This is a genomic window from Planomonospora corallina, from assembly GCF_042650625.1.
Lineage (GTDB): Bacteria > Actinomycetota > Actinomycetes > Streptosporangiales > Streptosporangiaceae > Planomonospora_B > Planomonospora_B corallina.
Window position 1 is genome coordinate 42,065 of the sequence record NZ_JBHSBM010000039.1, and the last position, 14,155, is coordinate 56,219.

General features: G+C 73.8%; 17 protein-coding genes and 1 pseudogene (1 of these 18 only partly in view). 14 read left to right on the forward strand and 4 right to left on the reverse strand.

From position 1 onward, the window contains the following. A partial coding sequence (locus tag ACFOWE_RS26725) for an MFS transporter (protein ID WP_377292542.1) occupies window positions 1-1,220 on the forward strand: 1,220 nt, incomplete at its 5' end. A 30-nt stretch (window positions 1,221-1,250) separates the two neighbouring features. Here ACFOWE_RS26725 and ACFOWE_RS26730 read toward each other — a convergent pair. From ACFOWE_RS26730 to ACFOWE_RS26740, 3 genes are read right to left on the reverse strand one after another with little or no spacing between them, the layout of a single operon-like run. After that, on the reverse strand, window positions 1,251-1,910 hold the full coding sequence (locus ACFOWE_RS26730; protein ID WP_377292544.1) for a response regulator: 660 nt from the start codon (window positions 1,908-1,910) through the stop codon (window positions 1,251-1,253). Further along, window positions 1,907-3,061 (reverse strand): sensor histidine kinase, encoded by a 1,155-nt coding sequence (locus ACFOWE_RS26735; RefSeq protein ID WP_377292546.1) that lies wholly within the window; start codon window positions 3,059-3,061, stop codon window positions 1,907-1,909. Before ACFOWE_RS26735 ends, ACFOWE_RS26730 begins: the two co-directional genes overlap by 4 nt. Further along, window positions 3,058-3,879, reverse strand: coding sequence for a CPBP family intramembrane glutamic endopeptidase (locus ACFOWE_RS26740; RefSeq protein ID WP_377292548.1), 822 nt, complete (start codon window positions 3,877-3,879; stop codon window positions 3,058-3,060). Before ACFOWE_RS26740 ends, ACFOWE_RS26735 begins: the two co-directional genes overlap by 4 nt. A gap of 367 nt (window positions 3,880-4,246) precedes the next feature. Between ACFOWE_RS26740 and ACFOWE_RS26745 the strand changes: the two genes are divergently transcribed. The 6 genes from ACFOWE_RS26745 (at window position 4,247) to ACFOWE_RS26770 (ending at window position 8,672) form a co-directional block, all read left to right on the forward strand. Then, window positions 4,247-4,582, forward strand: a complete 336-nt coding sequence (locus ACFOWE_RS26745; RefSeq protein ID WP_377292550.1) for a PadR family transcriptional regulator — start codon at window positions 4,247-4,249, stop codon at window positions 4,580-4,582. Continuing rightward, entirely contained in the window at window positions 4,579-4,995 is a 417-nt protein-coding gene (locus ACFOWE_RS26750; RefSeq protein ID WP_377292552.1) for a DUF1048 domain-containing protein, read from the forward strand. The genes ACFOWE_RS26745 and ACFOWE_RS26750 overlap by 4 nt, the downstream gene beginning before the upstream one ends. Continuing rightward, window positions 4,992-5,807: an ABC transporter ATP-binding protein gene (locus tag ACFOWE_RS26755; RefSeq protein WP_377292554.1), complete on the forward strand. Its 816-nt coding sequence runs from the start codon at window positions 4,992-4,994 to the stop codon at window positions 5,805-5,807. The genes ACFOWE_RS26750 and ACFOWE_RS26755 overlap by 4 nt, the downstream gene beginning before the upstream one ends. Next, window positions 5,804-6,565 carry an ABC transporter permease gene (locus tag ACFOWE_RS26760; protein ID WP_377292556.1) on the forward strand — a complete coding sequence of 254 codons (762 nt, stop codon included), beginning with the start codon at window positions 5,804-5,806 and terminating at the stop codon, window positions 6,563-6,565. The genes ACFOWE_RS26755 and ACFOWE_RS26760 overlap by 4 nt, the downstream gene beginning before the upstream one ends. A gap of 296 nt (window positions 6,566-6,861) precedes the next feature. Continuing rightward, entirely contained in the window at window positions 6,862-7,665 is an 804-nt protein-coding gene (locus tag ACFOWE_RS26765) for a hypothetical protein (RefSeq protein WP_377292558.1), read from the forward strand. A gap of 347 nt (window positions 7,666-8,012) precedes the next feature. Then, the gene (locus tag ACFOWE_RS26770) at window positions 8,013-8,672 is read left to right on the forward strand and encodes a hypothetical protein (RefSeq protein ID WP_377292560.1); all 660 of its coding nucleotides are present in this window, start codon (window positions 8,013-8,015) and stop codon (window positions 8,670-8,672) included. A 13-nt stretch (window positions 8,673-8,685) separates the two neighbouring features. On the opposite strand, the gene ACFOWE_RS26775 is transcribed toward ACFOWE_RS26770, so the two are convergent. Next, window positions 8,686-9,399: a LysR family substrate-binding domain-containing protein gene (locus ACFOWE_RS26775; RefSeq protein ID WP_377292561.1), complete on the reverse strand. Its 714-nt coding sequence runs from the start codon at window positions 9,397-9,399 to the stop codon at window positions 8,686-8,688. Between the two features lie 54 nt (window positions 9,400-9,453). Here ACFOWE_RS26775 and ACFOWE_RS26780 point away from each other — a divergent pair, with 54 nt between their 5' ends. The 7 genes and pseudogenes from ACFOWE_RS26780 to ACFOWE_RS26810 form a co-directional block, all read left to right on the forward strand. Then, entirely contained in the window at window positions 9,454-9,819 is a 366-nt protein-coding gene (locus ACFOWE_RS26780; protein WP_377292563.1) for a DUF5997 family protein, read from the forward strand. Between the two features lie 206 nt (window positions 9,820-10,025). Then, entirely contained in the window at window positions 10,026-10,367 is a 342-nt protein-coding gene (locus ACFOWE_RS26785; protein ID WP_377292565.1) for an ArsR/SmtB family transcription factor, read from the forward strand. Between the two features lie 207 nt (window positions 10,368-10,574). Then, entirely contained in the window at window positions 10,575-11,534 is a 960-nt protein-coding gene (locus tag ACFOWE_RS26790; RefSeq protein WP_377292567.1) for a cation diffusion facilitator family transporter, read from the forward strand. A 79-nt stretch (window positions 11,535-11,613) separates the two neighbouring features. Continuing rightward, complete coding sequence (locus ACFOWE_RS26795) at window positions 11,614-12,030, forward strand: hypothetical protein (RefSeq protein WP_377292569.1); 417 nt, start codon at window positions 11,614-11,616, stop codon at window positions 12,028-12,030. Further along, entirely contained in the window at window positions 12,027-12,488 is a 462-nt protein-coding gene (locus ACFOWE_RS26800; RefSeq protein WP_377292571.1) for a MerR family transcriptional regulator, read from the forward strand. Before ACFOWE_RS26795 ends, ACFOWE_RS26800 begins: the two co-directional genes overlap by 4 nt. Window positions 12,489-12,491: 3 nt before the next feature. Then, entirely contained in the window at window positions 12,492-13,085 is a 594-nt protein-coding gene (locus ACFOWE_RS26805) for a hypothetical protein (RefSeq protein ID WP_377292573.1), read from the forward strand. Between the two features lie 105 nt (window positions 13,086-13,190). Then, a pseudogene (locus ACFOWE_RS26810) lies at window positions 13,191-14,155 on the forward strand (bile acid:sodium symporter) (it continues 208 nt past the right edge of the window).

Genomic DNA, 14,155 nt, shown 5'->3' on the forward strand with positions numbered 1-14,155 from the left:
ACGGCCGGCGGCGGATCCTGACGGCGGGCCTGGCGGTGTTCGGCGCGACGTCGCTGGCCGCCGCGTTCGCCTCGGGTCCCGGCGCCCTCATCGCGGCCCGCGCCGGCATGGGCGTGGGCGGCGCGCTGCTGATCACCGGCACCCTCGCCGTCGCCATCCAGGTCTTCGACGCGCAGGAGCGGCCCAAGGCGATCGGCATCTGGGCGGCGGTCAGCGCGCTCGGCTTCGCCTCCGGGCCGCCGCTGGGCGGGGTGGTGCTGGCGCACGCCTCGTGGGGGGCGATCTTCCTGCTCAACGTGCCGGTGGTGGCGGTCTGCCTGGTCGCGGTGCGGCTGCTCGTGCCGGAGTCGCGCAACCCGGCCCGCGGCCGCCCCGACCTGGCCGGGGCGCTGCTGGCCACCGCGGGCACCACCGGCGTGGTGTACGCCATCATCGCGATGGACTGGCGGGCCGCCGCCGCGGGCGTGGCGCTGCTCGCCGCCTTCCTCGTCTGGCAACGCCGCGCCCGCAACCCGATGCTCAACCTCGCCCTGTTCCGCGACCGGCGCTTCACGGGCGCGGTGACCGGCATCGTGCTGATCACCTTCGGCAGCTCCGGCGCGCTGTTCCTGCTCACCATGCAGCTGCAGTTCATCGGCGAGCACGATCCGCTGCAGGCGGGCCTGCGGATGGCGCCGTTCGCGCTGACCGTCGTGGTGCTCAACGCCGCCGGCGTGGCGGCGCTGCTCATCCGGGCCCTGGGCGCGCCACTGGCCATCGCCGGCGGCATGACCCTGCTCGCGGCCGGGCTCGTCGTGGTCGCGCAGTCCGGCGGGGAGGGCTACTGGCCGCTGCTGACCGGGCTGCTGCTGATGGGCGCCGGATGCGCCGTCGCCAACCCGGCGATCGTGGAGGCGGTGTTCAGCGCCGTGCCGCCCGACGACGCGGGCGCCGGCGCCGGCATCGAGGGCACGATGACCGAACTGGGCAGCAGTCTGGGCGTCGCCGCCCTGGGCACCTTCATGCAGCTGCGCTGGACCGCGCTCCTGCCGGCCGCCGCGGCCGCCGACTCGCTGCCCGACTCCCTCGCCGCCGCCGGCACCGCCGCCGAGCGGGACACGATCCTCTCCGCGTTCGCCGACGCCCTGCGGTACGGCGAGCTCGCCGGCGCGGCGGCGGTGCTGGCCGGTGGATGCGTCACGGCGCTGCTGATCCACCTCTCGCGCCGCGACGCGGCCTGACCGTCGCACCGGGTTCCCGGGCGGGGCGCCTCAGGTCACCAGGCCCCTGCGGTAGGCGTAGACCACCGCCTGCACCCGGTCACGCAGGCCGAGCTTGGTGAGGATGCGCGACACGTACGTCTTGACGGTCTCCTGGCTGATCACCAGGGTGGCGGCGATCTCGCTGTTGGACAGGCCGTCGGCGATCAGGCGCAGCACCTCCAGCTCGCGGGGGGTCAGCGCGGTCTCGTCCGGCTTGGTCCGGGCGGGGCGGATCCGGGACGCGTACCTGCCGACGAGCTGCCGCGTCACCTCGGGCGCCAGCAGCGCGGCGCCCGAGGTGACGGTACGGATGCCGTGCAGGAGCTGCGCCGGCGGGGCGTCCTTGAGCAGGAACCCGCTCGCCCCCGCGCGCAGCGCCTCGTAGACGTACTCGTCCAGGTTGAACGTCGTCACCACGAGCACCTTGACGGGGTCCGCCACCCCGGCGCCGGCCAGCAGACGGGTGGCCTCGATGCCGTCGAGCACCGGCATCCGCACGTCCATCACGACGATGTCGGGGCGCAACCGGCGGGCGAGATCCACCGCGGTGCGGCCGTCGCCGCACTCGCCCACCGTCTCCAGGTCGGGCTGCGCGTCGATGATCGTCGCGAAGCCGGTGCGGATCAGCGCCTGGTCGTCGCAGACCAGCACCCGGATCGGCGCGGTCACGACCGGCTCCCCACGGGGATGCGGGCCTGCACGAGGAAGCCGCCGTCCGCCTGCCGGTCGGCGCAGAACCGGCCGCCGAGGGCCTCGACCCGCTCGCGGAGCCCGGCCAGGCCCCGCCCGCTCCCGCCGGGAGAGGCGGCCCGGGAGCCGAGGCCGTCGGTGCCGACCGCCACGCTGATCTCCTTCTCGCCGTAGCGCACCCGGACCACGGTGGGGCTGCCGTGGGCGTGTTTGAGGGCGTTCGTGAGGGCCTCCTGAACGACCCTGTAGACCACGAATTCGGCGCTGCCCGCCGATTCCGCCGGGTCGCCCTCCTCGGTGAGCTCCACCGGCTGCCCGGCCCGGCGGGTCTGCTCCACGAGCGTGCGGAGCTCTCCGACGGCCGGCACGCCGACGTCGGCGTCGTGATCGGCCTTGAGCAGGTCGAGCATGTGCCGCAGGTCGGTGATGGCCCGCCGGCCGGTGTCGGTGACGGCGCTCAGCGTCGCGTCGAGGCGGTCGGGGGCGGCGGTCAGGTAGCGGGCGGCCTCGGCCTGCACGACCATCGCCGTCACGTGGTGGGTCACGACGTCGTGGAGCTCGCGGGCGATGCGGGCGCGTTCGGCGGCGCGGGTGGCCTCGGCGACGCGGCGGCGGCGCTCGGCCTCGGCGGCGCGGGTGGAGCGCAGCCAGGCCCCGACGCCCCACATCATGGCCAGCAGCAGGTAGAACACCACGTACCCTTCCAGCCGCTCGGTCGCACCGATCCGGCTGAGCGCGAACGCCAACGGCACGTACGCCGCGGACAGCAGGACCACCGTGACGCGCCGGTGGCGCTCCAGGTGGGCTCCCGCGCTGACGAGCGCGATGGGCATCGCGTTGCTCGCGAACACGTGGTAGGCGTGGAGCTGGTCGAGGACGAAGCCGAGCGACACCAGCGCCAGGCACACGGCCGGCCACCGCCGCCGCACGGCGAGCGGGAAGCACTCCAGGGCGATCACCACGAGTGCCAGCGCGTCGAGGGGGCGGGCCGGCAGGTCGCCGACCTGCGTCCCCTTGCCGTGGAGCGCGGGCAGGAGCGATACGACGGCCAGTAGCAGCCCGAAGGGCGCGTCCCGGACCACGACGCCGCACCGCCGCCACAGGTCCGTGACACGCCGCAGATCGATCATCGGGCGAGCGTAGCGGTCACGCCGCGCCGGAGCGGGACCACGGTGCCGCGCCGGTAGGCCAGCGCCATGAACACGGCCGTCAGCAGCAGACCGGCCACCACCGCGGACAGGCTCGCCTCCGGCCCGAACCCGCCGCCCGTGAGCAGCGCGGGGCCCGACGTCACGCCGTGCAGCAGCCCCTGCGTCACGCCGTTGCCCGAGACCTCGGTGCCGAAGATGCCGGCCGCCGCGAAGTTCCAGCCGAAGTGCACCCCGATCGGCACCCACAGGGTGCGGGTGGCGGCGTAGGCGGCGGCGAGCATGCCGCCCGCCTCGATCGCGATGGCGATCGCGCCCCACAGGTCGGCGTGCGGGTTGAACAGGTGCGACAGTCCGAACAATACGCCGGTCAGCGCCAGCGCCGGCCAGGTCCCCGTGCGTTCCTCGACGATCCTGAACAGGATGCCGCGGAACAGCAGTTCCTCCGTCACCGCGGCGGCGGCCATGAAGCCGAGCAGTCCGGCCGCGCCCCCGAGCGAGCCCTGGCCGTCGATCCGGTAGCCGCCCAGGAGGGCGATGGTCGCGATGACCGCCGCGAACATCGCGACCCCGATCAGCGTCCCCCGCGCGACGGCGCCGGCGGCGCCCCGCGCCGCCACCTCCACCGGCGCGCGGCGCTCGGACCACCGCACCGCGCGGGCGTACACGAGTACGGCGAGCGCGGCCGTCGCGACGCCGAGGAGCAGGGTGAGGAGCGGGTCGCCCTGCACCGCGCCCACGGCCGCGCTACCGGCGAAGGCGACCGCCGCGACGGGCACGAGCTGTTTCAACAACCGCATGACGACTCCCTTACGTGGGGGGTTCCGCGGCGGGGTGCCGCCGCTACGGAGGAAACGCTAGGGATCCGGTGGTCCGGGATCGTCCCCGCACGGTGGACATTCGCCGGTAGCTCGCAAGGGGGACGGACGCACCCGCGATCCGCCGTACGGCCTCCCGCGACCGGCTCGGCGTGCGTCACGGCGCCGCTGATCCACCTCTCGCGCCGGGACGCCGCCCGACCGGCACACGCGGCGGTCGGGCCGGGCCCGCGGCGTAGCGGTTCGCCGGCGGCCCACGCCCCAGCTATTCGGTATTGCTAAGTACCAGTAGTCGGTGTTACTTTCTACCGGTACCCAGCAACACCAAGTAGCCGGACGGGGTGTCTCCATGGGCGGACAGGCGACGGAGATGCTCAAGGGAACGCTGGAGGGCATCGTCCTGGCGATCCTGTCCGGCCGGCCCGCGCACGGCTACGAGATCACGGCGTGGCTGCGGGGGCAGGGCTTCTCCGACATCGCCGAGGGCACCATCTACGCGCTGCTGGTCAGGATCGAGCAGCGCGGCCTGGTCGACGTGGAGAGGGTCCCCTCCGAGAAGGGGCCGCCGCGCAAGGTGTACTCCCTCAACGCCCAGGGCCGGGAGTACCTCGAAGAGTTCTGGAAGACCTGGAGCTTCCTGGCCGGGAGGCTCGAACAGCTCCGCGAAGGAGGAAAGCAGCCATGACCACAGGGCCGGACGAGCCGAAGAGCCGCTACCTGCGCTACCTGGAGGTGATGACGGGGTCGTTGGAGGACAAGAAGCGCTGGCGGCAGTACAGGGCGCGCGTCAAGCGGCTTCCCGAGAACTACCGCACGGCGGCCGAGGCGCTGGAGCGCTACCTGATGCACTTCGGGCCGGCGGACGGCGCCGGCGCGATGGCGATGTTCGCGGACCTCGCCGACCTGCTCGAGCAGAGCGCGGCGGACGGCACCCCGATCCGCGACCTCTTCGGCGACGACCCCGTGGAGTTCGCCGAGGCGTTCATGGCCAACTACCCCCTCGGCCAGTACCGGGCCCGGGAGCGCAACCGCTTCACCAGCGCCATCGCCCGCGCCGCCGGCGAGGACACCGCCAGAGAGGACAGGGCCACCGGATGACGGCACAGCACGCCCCGGCGATCCAGGTGCACGGCCTGGAGAAGTCGTACAAGGAGCTCCGGGTGCTGCGCGGCGTGGACTTCGACGTGGCGCGGGGCAGCGTCTTCGCCCTGCTCGGCTCCAACGGGGCGGGCAAGACCACCGCCGTGAAGATCCTGTCCACGCTGCTCAGGGCCGACGCGGGCACGGCCCGCGTGAACGGCTTCGACGTCGCCGCGCAGGCCGCCGACGTACGGGAGTCCATCAGCCTCACCGGGCAGTTCGCCGCCGTCGACGAGATCCTCACCGGGCGGGAGAACCTCGTGCTGATCGCCCGGCTGCGGCACCTCGAGGATCCCGGCAGGATCGCCGACGACCTGCTGGAACGCTTCTCCCTGACCGAGGCGGGCGCACGGAAGGTGTCGACGTACTCCGGTGGCATGCGCCGCCGCCTGGACATCGCGATGAGCCTGATCGGCGACCCGCCCGTCATCTTCCTCGACGAGCCGACGACCGGGCTCGACCCCCGGGCGCGCATCGAGGTCTGGCAGGCCGTCCGGGAGCTCGCCGCACGCGGCACGACGGTCCTGCTCACCACGCAGTACCTCGACGAGGCCGAACAGCTCGCCGACCGGATCGCGATCCTCCACCGGGGCCGGATCATCGTCAACGGCACCCTGGCCGAGCTCAGGCGGCTGCTCCCGCCGGCCGAGGTCGAATACGTCGAGAAGCAGCCGACCCTGGAGGACGTCTTCCTCACGCTCGTCGGCGACGGCGACGGAGAGAACGGCCACGACCGCAACCTCGGCACGGACGCGAAGGAACCACGATGAGCAAGCACTTCCTCGGCGACACCGCCGCCCTGCTGGGACGGTCCCTGCGCCACGTCACGCGCAGCCCGGACACCATCATCACGACCGCGATCATGCCGATCGCCATGATGCTGATGTTCGTCTACGTCTTCGGCGGCGCGATCGACACCGGGCCGGACTCGTACGTGAACTACATGCTGCCCGGCATCCTGCTCATCACGGTCGCCTCGGGCATCGCCTACACCGCGTACCGGCTGTTCATGGACATGAAGAGCGGCATCTTCGAGCGCTTCCAGTCCATGCCGACCGCCCGGTCGTCCGTACTGTGGGCGCACGTGCTGACCTCGCTGGTCGCGAACCTGGTCTCGCTCGGGGTCGTGGTGCTCGTGGCCCTGCTCATGGGCTTCCGCTCGGCGGCGGGAGTGCCGGCGTGGCTCGCGGTCGCCGGCATCCTGATCCTGTTCACCCTGGCGCTGACCTGGCTCGCCGTCATCGCCGGCCTGTCCGCCACGACCATGGAGGGCGCGAGCGCGTTCTCCTACCCGCTCATCTTCCTGCCCTTCCTCAGCTCGGCCTTCGTGCCCACCGACACCATGCCCGGCCCGGTGCGCGCCTTCGCCGAGCACCAGCCGGTGACCTCCATCGTCGACACCATCCGCGACCTGTTCACCGGACGGCCGGTCGGCGCCGACATCTGGATCGCCCTGGCCTGGTGCGTCGGCCTCCTCGTCGTCGCCTACGCCTTCGCCATGAACACCTACCGCCGCAAGATCTCCTGAAGACCCCGGGGACCGCCGGACCGCCCTCCCCCGGGCGATCGGCCGCCGGCCCCGCCGACGCCGGAGAGCCATCCGCTCAAGACCCCGTCCGGCCTGGTCACCGCCTCAGCGGGGCACCCGGCATCCGACCACGGTCGGACATGCGCATCCGTCCGGGGTCGCACCGCCGCCCGTGTCCACCGGCCAAGATGCGACCCGAGCCGGACGCGCGCCCCCCGCCTCGCCCAGCACCATTCTGGCGTGTCCCGGCACACCGGCCCGGGCGCACCGACACGGACATGATGAGGCAGTGATCCATGAACATCGATCTCCACGGGCGCGTCACGCGGTGGCGGCAGGCCGGCGCGGAGCGACGGGCCGCCAACGCCGCCGCCGACCTGGACCGCCGGCCGGCGTTCCCCGGCCGCTGGGTGGGCGGCGTCTCGCTGATCGCCGGCCCCACCCTGATCATGGCCGGGACCCTCCTGCGCTCCCCGTTCCACTACTTCGTCCCTCACCAGCTCGTCGCCTACACCGAGCACCCCACCCTCATCACCGCCGCCTACGTCTGCTTCGCCCTCGGGTTCGTGCTGCTGCTGCCGGGAGTCGTGACGCTGGCGCAGAGGATCACCGCCACCAGCCCGCTGTGGGGGCTGTGGGGCGGCTGCCTGGTGATCGTCGGCCTGTTCACCCGCACCTTCCAGTTCGGCACCGACCACCTGGCCTTCCACCTGACCGACACCCTCGGCCTGCAGACCATGCTCACCGGCATCGACGGCTACTACGACGCATGGCGGGAGACGGTCTGGCACCCGTTCAGGTCCATGTCCGGACCGGCCTTCTTCGGCTGGGTCGTGCTGGCCATCGGCGCCTACCGCTCCGGAGCCCTGGGACTGGGCCGTTCGATCGCGCTCGGCCTGATGTCGGTGCTCGCGCTCGGGACGCTCAAGGGCACCGAACCGCAGTCCTTCCTCGCCGTGGGCGGCCTCTGCCTCGCCTTCATCCCCCTGGGCGTCTCGCTGCTGCGCAGCGGCCCCCCGCCGACCAGGCGCGCCATGATCTGGATCGTCGTCCTCATCGGCGTGCACGTCCTCATGACGGGCTTCGGCCCGAGAGGATGACGACCCGGGCCGGCGGTACGCCGGCAGGCCCGGAACCACTGGAGTCCCTGTACGGTGCACGACGATGCCACCGAGGCGATCAGTGGAAGCACGGATCCACCGCTGACGACCGGTCCGACTCGCGTGAAGGGCTCGAACACCATGACGACGTCTCCCCCGCCGGCCGGACCCGCCGAGCCCTCCGACGGCCGTGTCGTCGCGGAAGGACCGGCCGGCCGGCAGGCAGGCGCCGCGCACGGCGCGCGGCCCGCCCCCACCGCCGGCGTGAGCCCGTTCCCGGCATGGTGATCCGCCGCAGACGCACCGTCCGGCGCAGACGCGCCGCGCGGACCGCGCAGCGAATCGACGTGGCCCGCCTTCCCGAGGACGTCGTGGCGCTCATCGACGCCCTCGGGCCCGGCGAGAGCCTGGTCGTCACGCGGGACGGCGCGCCGATCGCGACGATCTCCAGCGCCGTCGACGTGGTCGAGGGCGCCGTCGTCGGCCGCGACGCGCCGGACGAGGCCGGCGACCGGGCACGGACCGGCTACGACGGCGTGACCGTCGTGGCCACCGCGATGAAGCTGTCGGCCGCGGCCCGCAGGGCGCTGTCCGACCGGCTCGGCGAGGACTACGTCGTGCTCGACATGCGCGCGGCCCCCGCGACGGCGGACGTGCTGCTGGCACCGCCGGGCAGCCCGCAGCTGATCTCGGCTCTCCGCTCGATGTTCCCGGAAGCGCGCGTCATCGTCACCGAGATCGACGATCCCGAGCTCGGAGTCAGTTACCACGGCCAGGTCCGGCGCCTGCTCGACGCCGGAGCCCACGCGTATCTCCCTCCGGCGACCCTCCCCCATCTGGCCAGGCAGCTCGACCACACGCTCAACCACGCGCGCGAGCTCACCGGCGGAGCCGCCGCACCCCTGCCGATCACGCCGGCCGTGGAACAGGCGGACCCCGGCGGCGGATCACCCGGTGCTGCCGCGTCAGACCGATCCGCAGGTCAGGCGCCCCGCGACGACGGGTGAGGCGGTGCGCCGTTCACCGGGGACGGCGGCCCCTCCCGCCCCGGCCGGTCCGCGCGCCCCGGCGTCCCGACCCGCCCGGAGCGGGACTCCGCGGCTGCTTGTGCGCCTTCCCCGGGGCGGGCGCGGGGGTACGGCCCCGCGAGCTGTTCACCGTACGCCCGCGGACGATGCCGATGAAGTCCTCCACCAGCTCGGTCGTCGCCTCCGTGGGCCAGGCCAGCGCGATCTGCGACTGCGGCGTCTCCACGACCGGCCGGTAGGTCAGATCCCTGCGGTGGTGCAGGCGCGCCAGCGACTGCGGGACCAGCAGCAGCCCGGCCCCCGCCGCCACCAGCTCGATCGCCTCCGCCGTCGTGTCCGGACGCCTGAAGGCCGGCAGTCCCGGCAGGGCCGTCCACCCGAGGGTGTCGTCCATCGGATGGAGCACCTCGTCGTCGGCGAGATCGGCGACGGTCACCTCGTCGGCGGCGGCCACCAGGTGGTCCTTCGGCACCACGACCACGGTGGTCTCGACGTAGAGAGGGATCACGCTGAGCCCTTCGCGGTCCACGGGCAGCCGCACGAACCCGGCGTCGGCGCCGCCGTCGCGCAGGAGCCCCACCGCCTCGGCGGCGGCGACGGGGACCAGGGTGAGGGGCACGCCGGGCACCCGCTCGGCCCAGAGGCCCACCCATTTGGCGGGCGTCACCCCGGGCACGTAAGCCAGCCGGAACTCCCTGTCGGTCACCTCCCCAGGGTACCGATGTCAGGGGAGGCGGCTTCGCGCCATACCCTTGACACCATGACCAAGGCCAAGACCACTCAGACGATGAAGCCCGCGACCGCGGCCAAGAAGCTGGGTGTGCTCCTGGAGGCCACTCCCGCCGAGTTCCAGGAGGGAGTCGTCTCCAGAGACGAGCTGAACGCGCTGCAGGCCGATCCGCCGGCATGGCTGGCCGATCTGCGGCGCAACGGGCCGCACCCCAGGCAGGTCGTCGCCGTGAAGCTGGGCGTCTCCAACTCGGGCCTGGCCAGGGGCGGCGTCACCGGGCCGCTCACCACCGCCGAGATCGACGCCATCAAGGCGGAGAACCCCGAGTGGCTGCAGCGCGAGCGGGCGGTCCAGGCCGAGGTGCGCAAGGAGGCGCAGCGCCTCAAGGAGCGCTAGCCGGCCGATGCGGGACGGCGATCCGCTCCGATCCGGTTCGGTCCGCCGCCATGCCGGAATCCGCTGCCATGCCGGAACCCGGCGCGTGGATTGCGCGCCGGCGGTCCGGTGAGGGTCACGGTCCCGCCGTCGCGCATCCGCCGCGGGCCACCCCGCCTAAAATCTTCACGATTTCCTGAATTCAGGATTCTATGTACTATCGGGGTGTGTTGACGATCGCTCCGGAGATCGAGGTCCTCGCGCGGTTCGGCCGCGCGCTGGCCGACCCGATCCGCTGCCGCATCCTGCTCACCCTGCGCCAGGCCCCGGCCCACCCCGCCGACCTGGCCGACGCGCTGGGCGTCTCCCGCACCCGCCTCTCCAACCACCTGGCCTGCCTGCGCGACTGCGGTCTGGTCGTGGCCGTGCCCGTCGGCCGGCGCACCCGCTACGAGCTGGCCGACGCCCGCCTGGCCCATGCCCTGGACGACCTGCGCGCAGCGGTGGTGGCGGTGGCCGCCGAGGCCGAGCGCACCTGCGCCACCGCCGCGGCGCAGGAGTGCTGCTGATCGCCAGCCTGTCCCCCGACGTCCCTCGGCGTCCCTCGGCCCTTCCCCGGCGCACCGGGCGGCCCTGACCCCGCCGGACCCGCCGGACCCGCCGGACCCGCCGGACCCGCCGGACCCGCCGGACCCGCCGGACCCGCCGGACCCGCCGACCGCTCCTGAGGCGATCGGCCGCGAAGGACTCCACCTCTGCGTGAAGGAGAACCCGCTGTGGGCAGCGACCACGCACACGGCCACGGCCACGGGCACGGACACGGCCACGGGCACGGACACGTGACCGCGACCGGCCGCCACCGCGGCCGCCTGATCGGCGTGCTGGCCATCACCGGCACCGTCATGCTCGTCCAGGTGGCCGGGGCACTGGCCTCGGGCAGCATCGCGCTGCTGGCCGACGCCGGGCACATGCTCACCGACAGCGCCGGCATCGCCCTGGCCCTGGTGGCCGCCGTGCTGGCCGCCCGCCCCGCCACCGCGAAACGCACCTTCGGCCTGGCCCGCGCCGAGATCCTGGCCGCCGCGGTGAACGCCGCGGTCCTGTTCGGCCTGGGCGCCTACATCCTGGTCGAGGCGGCCGGCCGCCTGACCGCGGCCGCGCCCCCGCACCTGGCCACCGGCTCCATGCTGGTCTTCGGCGTCATCGGCCTGGTCGGCAACCTGGCCTCGATGCTGCTGCTGTTCAGCGTGCAGGGCGACAGCCTCAACCTGCGCGGCGCCTTCCTCGAGGTGGTCACCGACGCGCTGACCTCCGCAGGCGTCATCGCCGCCGCGCTCGTGGCTCACCTGACCGGCTTCACCCGCGCCGACGCCATCGTCGCGCTCCTGATCGGCCTGCTCATCGTGCCGCGGGCGCTGAAGCTGCTGCGCGCCGCGGTCGACGTGCTGCTGGAGGCGACCCCCGCCCACCTGGACCTCCAGGAGGTCCGCGCACACCTGCTGTCTGTGCCGCACGTGCACGCCGTACACGACCTGCACGCCTGGACCGTCACCTCGGGCCTGGCGGCGCTGAGCGCGCACGTCGTCATCGACGACGAGTGCTTCACCGACGGCCACGCCCCGCAGATCCTGGACGTCCTGCAGGAGCGCCTGGCCGAGCGCTTCGACCTGCACCACGCCACCCTGCAACTGGAGTCGCCCGCCCACGCCCAGCACGAACAGCCCGCCCACGCCTGACCGCCTGCCCGGGTGACGGCCCGAAACGACGGCACCGGGGGTTGCATCCGGTACCCAGGTACAGGCTTACCGTCGGGGTATGACACAGGACATCACCCTTGACCGGGGATGGGTGCCCGCGGCGTGCACGCTGCCCACCGCCGAACGGCCGCTACGGGTGGCCGAGTTCGACGCGCTGTTCACCGAGGCGGTCCGAGCGGTACGGCGCGAAGGGCGTGAGCGGCTGCTTCTGGAACTCGTCTTCAGCTCGGAGCACGCCGCGCGGGCCGCCGAGCTGGCGGCACGGGAGAGCGGTTGCTGCTCCTTCTTCACCTTCACGCTCACCGTCGCCGGCGGCGGCCTGACACTGGGAGTGACGGTGCCACCGGAGCAGGCCGAGGTACTGGACGCGCTGCAGGCCGGGCCGGCGTTCCAAGACAGAGCGGCGTTCCAGGACGGGCCGGCGTTCCAGGACGGCCGCGTGAGCGCGCCCGCCGGAACGGGGCGGCCGGCGTGAGGCAGGACGTCGTACTGCGGGGCCCGGGCGGGCCGTACCTGCGCAGCGGGCAGGTGGCCGAGCAGGCCGGGGTCAACGTGCAGACCCTGCGCTACTACGAGCGGCGCGGTCTGATCGCCGAGCCGTCGCGCAGCCCCGGCGGGCACCGTGCCTACCCGCCCGAGACCGTCACCCTGCTGACGGTGATCAAAGCCGCGCAGCGGCTCGGCTTCACCCTGGACGAGGTGGCCGAGCTGATCGACACCGGCCGGCGCGGCCACCCCACCCCCGATCTGCGGGCCCGCGCCCAAGCCAAGATCGCCGAGCTGGAGGCGAAGATCGCCGACCTGTCCACCATCCGCCAGGCGCTGCGGCAGGTGGTCGGCGCCGGCTGCGACAGCCTGACCCACTGCACCTGCCCCGACTGCCCGCTGCCCTTCGCCGACCTGGCCGAGGGCCGCCACCCCGAGGAGAGCTGACCCGTGAGCACCCACTCCGAACACCGCGTGCCGCTCTCGGACCCGCCGCCGGACCGGCAGCGGGGCCCGGCCGGGCCGGTCGCGCTGCCGCTCACCTCCGCCGCGCTCACCTCCGCCGCGCACGCCGCGCACGCCGCGCACGCCTCGAAGGAGCGCGCCGCCGGCGATGGCGGACCCCCGCGGCGCAGCAAGGTCGCCGCCTGGCTGGCGGTGCTGGCGTGCGCGGCCTGCTGCGCGCTGCCGGTCCTGATCGGCGCCGGGCTGCTGACCGGCGCGGGCGCCGCGCTGGCCGAGCGGACCCTGCTGGCCGTCGCCTGGCTCCTGCTGGCCGCGGCGGCCGGCATGTGGTGGCTGCACCGCCGCAGGAACCGCCCGTCCCGCGTCGTCCGGGGCGGGTACGTGCGGTCCGTCGGGATGCGGCTGCGGCGGCTGCTGACCTCGTGCGGCCGCCGGGCCGGATTTCCCGCCCTGTCTCCCCGCCCTGTCTCCCCGCCCTGTCTCCCCGCCCTGTCCGCCCCTGATGCTCCGCGCACCGGCCCCCGCGTCCGGCCGGGCTCGGCCGCCGGTCGGACCACCCCGGCGGCAGTGGCAGGCTGAAGCCGCCCTCTCCGCAGAGGGCGTCGTCATCCGAGCCGCCACCGCCGACACCACCTGGGACAGGACACCCGCATGAGCCGGCCCGCCCGCACGCTGCCCGCCCGCATGGAAGCGCACCAGATCACCGTCTACCTGGCGGCGATCGCGGTCGGCGGCCTGATCGGCTGGGCGCTGCCCGGCCTCGGGAGCGGTCTGTCCGGCGCGATCAACCCGGTCCTGGGTGCGCTGCTGTATGTGACCTTCCTGCAGGTCCCCGCGGCCGGCCTGCTGCGCGCCCTGCGCCAGGGCCGGTTCCTGGCGGCGGTCCTGAGCGTGAACTTCGTGGTGGTCCCGCTCGTGGTCGCGGCGATGCTGCCGTTCCTGCCCGGCGATCCGGCCGTCCAGGTGGGCGTGCTACTGGTGCTGCTGGCCCCCTGCGTGGACTACGTGATCGTCTTCTCCGGCCTGGCCGGGGCGGACAGCGACCGGCTGCTGGCCACCACCCCGCTCCTGCTGCTGGCCCAGATGCTCGCCCTGCCGGCCCTGCTGCTGGTCTTCATCGGCCCCGGACCGGCCGGCATGGTGCGGCCCGGCCCGTTCGCCGAGGCGTTCGCCGTGCTCATCGTCATCCCGCTGGCGCTGGCCTGGGCCACCCAGGCCTGGGCCGCATGCGCCCGGTCCGGACGGGTGCTCGCGGCGGCGGCGGGCACCACGATGGTGCCGCTGATGGCCGCCACCCTGCTGGTCGTGGTCGCCTCCCAGGTGCCGGCCCTCGGCGGTGACCTGACCACCCTGGTCCCGGTGGTGCCGTTCTACGTCGTGTTCCTGCTCGTCATGGCGCCGGCCGGGCTCGCCGTCGCCCGCCTGTTCCGGCTGGGCACGGCCGACGGGCGGGCGGTCGTCTTCACCGGCGCCACCCGCAACTCCCTGGTCGTGCTGCCCCTGGCGCTGGCCCTGCCCGGCCCCCTGGCCGCGGCGGCCGCCGTCGTCGTCACCCAGACGCTCGTCGAGGTCGTCGGCATGCTCGTCTACGTACGGGCCGTGCCCGCCCTGCTGCCCGAGCCCGCGCCTGATCCCGGGGCCGGGATCAG